At 73.5% G+C, this 6714-nt stretch carries 7 protein-coding genes and 1 pseudogene; 6 read left to right on the top strand and 2 right to left on the bottom strand.

The window, feature by feature from the left end; all coding sequences use genetic code 11:
- Nucleotides 1–495: 495 nt before the first annotated feature.
- The 6 genes and pseudogenes from ACWEF6_RS09475 (at nucleotide 496) to ACWEF6_RS09450 (ending at nucleotide 4800) form a co-directional block, all read left to right on the top strand.
- Entirely contained in the window at nucleotides 496–903 is a 408-nt protein-coding gene (locus ACWEF6_RS09475; RefSeq protein ID WP_449682468.1) for a phage holin family protein, read from the top strand.
- Nucleotides 900–1511 carry a DUF3618 domain-containing protein gene (locus ACWEF6_RS09470; RefSeq protein WP_449682467.1) on the top strand — a complete coding sequence of 204 codons (612 nt, stop codon included), beginning with the start codon at nucleotides 900–902 and terminating at the stop codon, nucleotides 1509–1511. Before ACWEF6_RS09475 ends, ACWEF6_RS09470 begins: the two co-directional genes overlap by 4 nt.
- A 53-nt stretch (nucleotides 1512–1564) precedes the next feature.
- A pseudogene (locus tag ACWEF6_RS09465) lies at nucleotides 1565–2167 on the top strand (MBL fold metallo-hydrolase); the annotation flags it as partial.
- Between the two features lie 419 nt (nucleotides 2168–2586).
- Complete coding sequence (locus ACWEF6_RS09460) at nucleotides 2587–3246, top strand: lytic polysaccharide monooxygenase auxiliary activity family 9 protein (protein WP_449682466.1); 660 nt, start codon at nucleotides 2587–2589, stop codon at nucleotides 3244–3246.
- A 92-nt stretch (nucleotides 3247–3338) separates the two neighbouring features.
- Nucleotides 3339–3929, top strand: a complete 591-nt coding sequence (locus ACWEF6_RS09455) for an HD domain-containing protein (protein ID WP_449682465.1) — start codon at nucleotides 3339–3341, stop codon at nucleotides 3927–3929.
- A gap of 1 nt (nucleotide 3930) precedes the next feature.
- Nucleotides 3931–4800, top strand: a complete 870-nt coding sequence (locus ACWEF6_RS09450; RefSeq protein ID WP_449682464.1) for an NADP-dependent oxidoreductase — start codon at nucleotides 3931–3933, stop codon at nucleotides 4798–4800.
- On the opposite strand, the gene ACWEF6_RS09445 is transcribed toward ACWEF6_RS09450, so the two are convergent.
- Together ACWEF6_RS09445 and ACWEF6_RS09440 are read right to left on the bottom strand one after the other, a co-directional pair.
- Nucleotides 4784–5560: a sugar phosphate isomerase/epimerase family protein gene (locus ACWEF6_RS09445; RefSeq protein ID WP_449682463.1), complete on the bottom strand. Its 777-nt coding sequence runs from the start codon at nucleotides 5558–5560 to the stop codon at nucleotides 4784–4786. The two genes, ACWEF6_RS09450 and ACWEF6_RS09445, sit on opposite strands and share 17 nt — an antisense overlap.
- A gap of 269 nt (nucleotides 5561–5829) precedes the next feature.
- The gene (locus tag ACWEF6_RS09440) at nucleotides 5830–6648 is read right to left on the bottom strand and encodes a hypothetical protein (protein WP_449682462.1); all 819 of its coding nucleotides are present in this window, start codon (nucleotides 6646–6648) and stop codon (nucleotides 5830–5832) included.
- Between the last annotated feature and the right edge of the window lie 66 nt (nucleotides 6649–6714).

Here is a 6714-nt window from a genome sequence, read left to right as displayed (position 1 = left end):
CGCGCCGCCCGCAGGCGACCTTCCCCAGCCGGGCCGTCCCGGCGGGCCCGGCGCGCCCACGCCGCCGGAAGGCCTGCCCCAGCCGGGCGCAGTCCCTGGCGGGCACACCGCGCCCCCGGCAGGTGATTTCTCGCAGCCGGGCGGGTTTGCCGCACCGCAGGAGGCAGGCGACCTCTCGCAACCCGGTGGGCACAGCGCATCGCAGCCTGCGGGCGACTTCTTGCAGCCGGGCGCAGCACCTGGAGGCCACACCGCGTCGGAGCCCACGGGCGACCTCCCCCAGCCGAGCCATCTCGGCGGCCACACCGCATCGCAGCCGGGCGCAACCCCCGGCAGCCACGCCGCGCCGCCCGCAGGCGACCTTCCCCAGCCGGGCCGTCCCGGCGGGCCCGGCGCGCCCACGCCGCCGGAAGGCCTGCCCCAGCCGAGCCCTCGCTTCTCCGCGCCGGGGCAGGTGCCGTGATGACCCGAGCACCCGGGCCCGGGCCTGGCCCCATGCCCCGCGCCGGTGAACCCGTCGATGTCGCCGATGCCTCGGTCGGCGAGCTGATGTCCAACGTCATGAAGGACCTCTCCACCCTGGTGCGGCAGGAAGTCGAGCTGGCCAAGGCCGAAGTCAAGGCCGAGGCGGGCAAGGCCGCGAAGGGCGCCGGGATGCTCGGCGGCGCCGGGTTCGCCGGCTACCTCGTCGTCCTGTTCCTCTCCATCGCCCTGTGGCAGGGCCTGGCGAACGTCATGGATTCCGGCTGGGCCGCGCTGATCGTCGCGGTCGTGTGGGCGATCGCCGGCGCCGTGCTCTACGCGACGGGACGGCGTGAAGTCCGCCGCGTCAACCCGAAACCCGAACGCACCGTCGAGACCCTGCAGCAGGTTCCCGACGCACTGAAAGGCGAACGACCATGACCGAACCGGAGCGGATCCGCCGCGAAATCGAGAGTACGCAACGCCATCTCAGCACCGACGTGAACGCCCTCACCGAAAAGGTGACCCCGGGCCGGATCGTCGAACGCCGGATCGGCCGGGTGCGGACGGCGGTCGGCAATGCCCGGGACCGCGTCATGGGCACGGCGTCCGACCACGCGTCGACGGTGGGTGACAAGGCCGGCTCGGTCGCCTCGGCGGCCGGGGACAAGGTGAGTTCGGCCGCCGACGCCGTCGGCGAGGCACCGCAGTCGATCCGGCGCGGCACGCAGGGCAATCCGCTGGCCGCCGGCCTGATCGCCTTCGGTGCCGGCTGGCTCGTGTCGTCGTTGCTGCCGGCGAGCGAGCCGGAGCGCCGGCTGGCCGGTCAGGCGACCGACCTCGCCCGCGAGCACGTCGCCCCGGTCGCCCAGCACGCGGCCGAGGAGCTGAAGGAAAACCTGCGCGAACCGGTCCAGCAGGCGGCCGAGTCGGTGAAGTCGGAAGCCTCCGACGCGGCGTCCACGGTGAAGGACGAAGCGCGGTCGGCGACCGGCGACGTCACCGATCGCGCCCAGGAAGCCCGGGAGAACGTGCGCTCGCAGAGCTGAGGCCGCGGGGCGCGGCCGCCCGGCCGCGCCCCACCTCCCGCGAAAGGACGGCGATGTCCCCGTTCGACCCGCCCGCCGGCGACTCGCTGATGTTCGTCGGCACGGCGACCACGGTGCTCCGGCTGGGCCCGTTCACCCTGCTCACCGACCCGAACTTCCTCCACCGCGGCCAGTGGTCCTCCTTCGGCCAGGGCCTGTTTTCCCGGCGCCGCACCGAACCCGCGCTGCAGCCCGCCGACCTCCCACCGCTGACCGCGGTCATCCTGTCCCACCTGCACGGCGACCACTTCGACCGGATCGCGTCCCGCGAACTCCCCCGCGACACCCCGATCCTGACCACCGAGCACGCGGCGACTCGCCTGCTGCGCCGCGGTTTCCACGCACCGCTCCCGCTCCCGACGTGGACGGCGGAGACCTTCTCGGACGCCGGCGCGCGGCTGACGGTGACGTCGGTGCCCGCCCGGCACGCGCCGGGCCCGATGCAGCGGGTGCTGCCGCCAGTGATGGGCAGCGTCCTGGAGTACCGCGCGACGCCGGAGGCCGAGCCGCTGCGCATCTACCTCAGCGGCGACACGGTGATCCACGACGAGCTGCGGACCATCCGCACGCACTTCCCCGACCTCGACCTCGCCGTCGTGCACCTGGGCGGCACGCGCGCCGCCTGCGGCGCCCGAAAACGCGGGTGCAGCTGCTGCAGCGAGGCGAATTCCTGACGTTGTGACCGCGGTTCACGGCCACCCGCCCGGTTCCGGTGCAGCTCGGCGAACCAGTCGGCCACGGCCAGTCCTCAAAGGACCCCGGGTTCCCGTGACATTTTTTCCGGATACACCCGCCCGGAGCAGCCGGCCGCCCCGTGACTCACCGGGCGTCCCCGGGCCCGGGACCGATCGGGCGGCCCGGACCTCGCGGCCTTCCGCCGTTCAGTGACCGTTCAGTTCGCCTGCGTGCCGGAAAGCGCTGTCTCACCACGCTTTCCCGAGATCACGCGCTGGCCGGGCGCGGACGTGGCCGCGTATGGTCGGCCGGCACGAGCTTGGGAGCGCTCCCGAATCCGGCCCCGACGAAGGAGGACAGCGTGGTTCCCCGACGCAAAACTCTGCTCTCCCTGGTGGTGACGGCCTTCGCCGCCGTGCTGCTGGGCGGCGTGTTCACCGGCGTCGCCGACGCGCACGGCTCGGCCACCGACCCGCCGTCGCGCAACTACGGCTGCTGGAACCGCTGGGGCAGCGACTTCCAGAACCCCGCGATGGCGACGAAGGACCCGATGTGCTGGCAGGCCTGGCAGGCCGACCCGAACGCGATGTGGAACTGGAACGGGCTCTACCGCGAAGGCGTCAAGGGCAACCACCAGGGCGCCATCCCCGACGGGACGCTGTGCAGCGGCGGCCGCACGCAGGCGCCCCGGTACAACGCGCTCGACACGGTCGGCGCGTGGCAGACGGCCGACAAGGATAACCGGTTCACCCTCACCATCACCGACCAGGCCCGGCACGGGGCCGACTACCTGCTGGTGTACATCACCAAGCAGGGCTTCAACCCGGCGACCCAGCCGCTCGGCTGGGGCAACCTCGAACTGGTCGCCCAGACGGGCAAGCTCGCGCCCGCCGGGCAGTACCAGGTCGCGGTGAACGCCGGCTCCCGGACGGGGCGGCACGTCGTCTACACCATCTGGCAGGCGAGCCACCTCGACCAGTCGTACTACTTCTGCAGTGACGTGAACTTCTCCGGACGCTGACCGGCCCGGGCCGCGGGACGTCCCCGCGGCCCGGTTTCCGGCGTTAGATACGTTACAGCCCCTGGTCGTAACGCAAGGCGGAAGCTCGGGATATGGAACTCACCCTGCCGGGCGGCCCGGACTGCGGGCACGCCATCGAGGTCGCGACGGCCTATTCGTCGCCGTCCCTGCTGAACCATTCGATGCGGGTCTACGCCTGGGCCGTCGCGCTCGGCGACGTCCACCACGTCGCATTCGACGCCGAGCTGCTGTTCGTCGCGGCGATGCTGCACGACGCCGGGCTCGCGGCGGAGTTCGACAGCCACACCGTGCCGTTCGAGGTGGCCGGCGGGCACGTGGCCTGGGTGTTCGCCGCCGGCGCCGGCTGGCCGCCCGCGCGCCGGGCGCGGCTGGCGGAGGTGATCGTCCGGCACATGCACGCGGAGGTCGACCCGGCCGAAGACCCGGAAGGGTTCCTCCTGTCGAGGGCCGCGGCGGCCGACATCGCCGGGCGCGACGTCGCGGATCTGCCCGCCGGCTTCCGCGCGGAGGTGCTCGACCGCTACCCGCGGCTGGACCTGGTGGCGGAGTTCCTCCGCTGCTTCGGCGACCAGGCGGCCCGCAAGCCGGAGAGCTCGGCCGCGGCCGCGATGAAGAACGACCTCGCCACCCGCATGGCCCGCAACCCGCTCGAAGGGAACTGAAGTGCAAGCCGTCACCGTCGCCGATCGCACCGCCGAACCGGCCCTCACCGAACTGCCCTACCCGCACGCCGCCGAGAACGACGTCGTCGTCCGGGTGCACGCGGCCGGGTTCACCCCCGGCGAGCTGACCTGGCCGGCCACCTGGACCGACCGCGCGGGCCGCGACCGGGCGCCGAGCGTCCCCGGCCACGAGCTGTCCGGCGTCGTCGCGGAACTGGGCTACGGCACCACGGGCCTGACCGTCGGCCAGCGCGTCTTCGGCATGGCCGACTGGGCCCGCAACGGCTCCTTGGCCGAGTACACGGCGGTGGAGGCGCGCAACCTCGCGCCGCTGCCGGCCGACGTCGACCACGTCACGGCCGCCGCCCTGCCGATCTCCGGGCTGACGGCGTGGCAGGCGCTGTTCGACCACGGGCGCCTCACGGCGGGCCGGACCGTCCTGGTTCACGGCGCGGCCGGCAGCGTCGGCTCGCTGGCGGTCCAGCTGGCGCGCGAGGCGGGCGCGCGGGTGCTCGGCACCGGCCGCGAGGCCGACCGGGACACGGTGCTCGGCCTGGGCGCGGAGGCCTACTTCGACCCGCTTTCGCCGGACATCGGCCAGGTGGACCTGGTCCTCGACGTCCTCGGAGGCGAGGTCCTGGACCGGTCGGCGGCCCTGGTGCGCGACGGCGGCACCCTGGTGACGGTGGCCGAGCCGCCGCGCGGGCCGGGCATCTTCTTCGTCGTGGAACCGGACCGGGCCCGCCTCGCGGACCTGGCCCAGCGCGTCCGTGAGGGCCGCCTCCGCCCCCGGATCGACACGGTACGCCCGCTGGTGGAAGCCCCGGCGGCGTTCGGCACGCGCGGCAGGACGATCATCCGGACGGCGTGACGTACCGATCGAACCAGCTCCTGGCGGCGCGCAACGGGCCGTCGACCGCCGGGAGGTCGGGGTACCAGGCCTTTTCCCATTCGAGTGACACCCAGCCGGACCACGAACGCAGCAGATCACCGCATTCACCGAGCGGAACGGCCCCCTCCCCCGGTGGGACGGGGGTGGGTGCTTCGCGGCTCTGCACGTCCTTGACCTGGAAGTAGCCGAGGTAGGGACCGAGCACGGTTTTGGTGACGGCGGGGCGTTCGCCGGCCCGCCAGGGGTGAACGGCATCCCAGAGGACGGCGGCGAGATCGGGCGCACCGAACCCGTCGACGAGCGTCCGGGCGGCGGCCCCGGTGGGGTGCGAATCGTGGGTTTCGACGAGCAGCTTCACCCGGGCATCCCGGAGATCATCGAGGACGGCGGCGATGCGGGGTTCGGCAGTTCCGTCCCCACCGGGGAACACCCGGATTTGCGGGGCGCCGAGGCGGTGGGCGAGGGTGATGAGGGCTTTGAGCTCGTCGATGACGGGCCGGTCAGGTCCGGGAGCGGCGACTTTCGCGTAGCCGGCCAGGCAGGAGATGGCGAGGTTTTCGCCGTCGAGGAGGGATCGGACGGAGTCGAGGGAGGAGGCGGAGAGTCCCAAGTGGACTTCTTCGTCGGGGTGGACGCGCAATTCGAGGCCGGCGCAGTGGTGGGCTTTCGCGGTGCGCGCCGCTTCGCGGAGGGGGATGCCGGGCAGGCCCAGCGTGCTCACCGCGAACTGCCACCCCATCGACGACCTCCCCGCTCGGCTGGTGGCGAGTGTAAGCGCTTTCCGCCGCGGTGGGAGCGGCCGGTGGCGGATGGCTGCGGGCCTTGGCCGCGGCTGCGACCATTCGCGCCGGGCAACGGCACCCGACCTCGCGGACAGGTCTCCGCACCCCCGCCGTTCCCCGGCTCACCACACCCCCGCCGTTCCCGAGCTCACCACACCCCCGCCGTTCGCGGGCAGGCCGGTGCCCGCGCCCGTGATCACCTCGGGCGCGGGCACCGGCTCCCGGCTTAGTGGGCCTTGTTCTGGCCGCGGGCCGCGGGGGCTCGGCCGTTCGCACCGTCGGCGGCCTTGGCCGCCTGCTGTGCCGGCTTCTCGGTCGACGCCGGCTTGGCCGGAGCCGGGGTCGCAGGCTTGGCCGGAGCCGGAGCCGCCGGCGCAGCCGAAGCCGGCTTGGCCGGGGTCGAAGCCGCAGTCGGAGCCGGAGCCGAAGCCGCCGAAGGCTTGTCCGACGGCTGCGAAGCCGGCGTAGCAGGCGTCGCCTTGTCCGCCGTCGATCCCTCCGAAGCGTTCTTCTCCGCCTCGGCGAGCGGGTTCGGCCGCCGGATCTGGACGACCGCCACGATGGCCGCCGCCACCGCCCCCAGCGCCACCAGCCACGGCCAGCGGGCTCGCTTCGAGCGCTCCCCTCGGGCCACGCTCTTGGCCTCCTGCAGCGCCACCGCCAAATCACGCTTCGCCGTCGCCACCGCCTTGCGGCGCTTGCGACCGGACTCGCCCGCCGAACTCACCACCGTCGCCACCGCTTGGGCCGCTTTGCGGCCCGGGTCGCGCAGCTTGACCGCGCGGGCCAGCACCTCGTCGCGGGCCGCGCCGGAATTGGCCAGCACGTCGCGGCGGGACGACCGGGTGCTCTTGTCGAGGTCCTTGGTCGCCGCCCGGCCGACCTTCGCGAGCTCGTCCTTGCCTTCGGCCAGCTTCCGATCGGTGATTTCGACCGCTCGCGCGGCTGCCGCCGCCCCGACCCGCGCGGCCTCCGCGGCGAGGTCCCGTACGCCGGCCGCCGCCGTCTTCACCGATCGCCCGACCGGGGCGTCGCCCTGGCTCATGTGATCACCTCTCACTCGTCGCAGCAGGCATCACCTGCTCACCTCACACCCAGGGGCTACCCAGTG

It is taken from the genome of Amycolatopsis sp. NPDC004772 (assembly GCF_053601215.1).
This window is presented reverse-complemented; position numbering and strand designations above follow the sequence as displayed.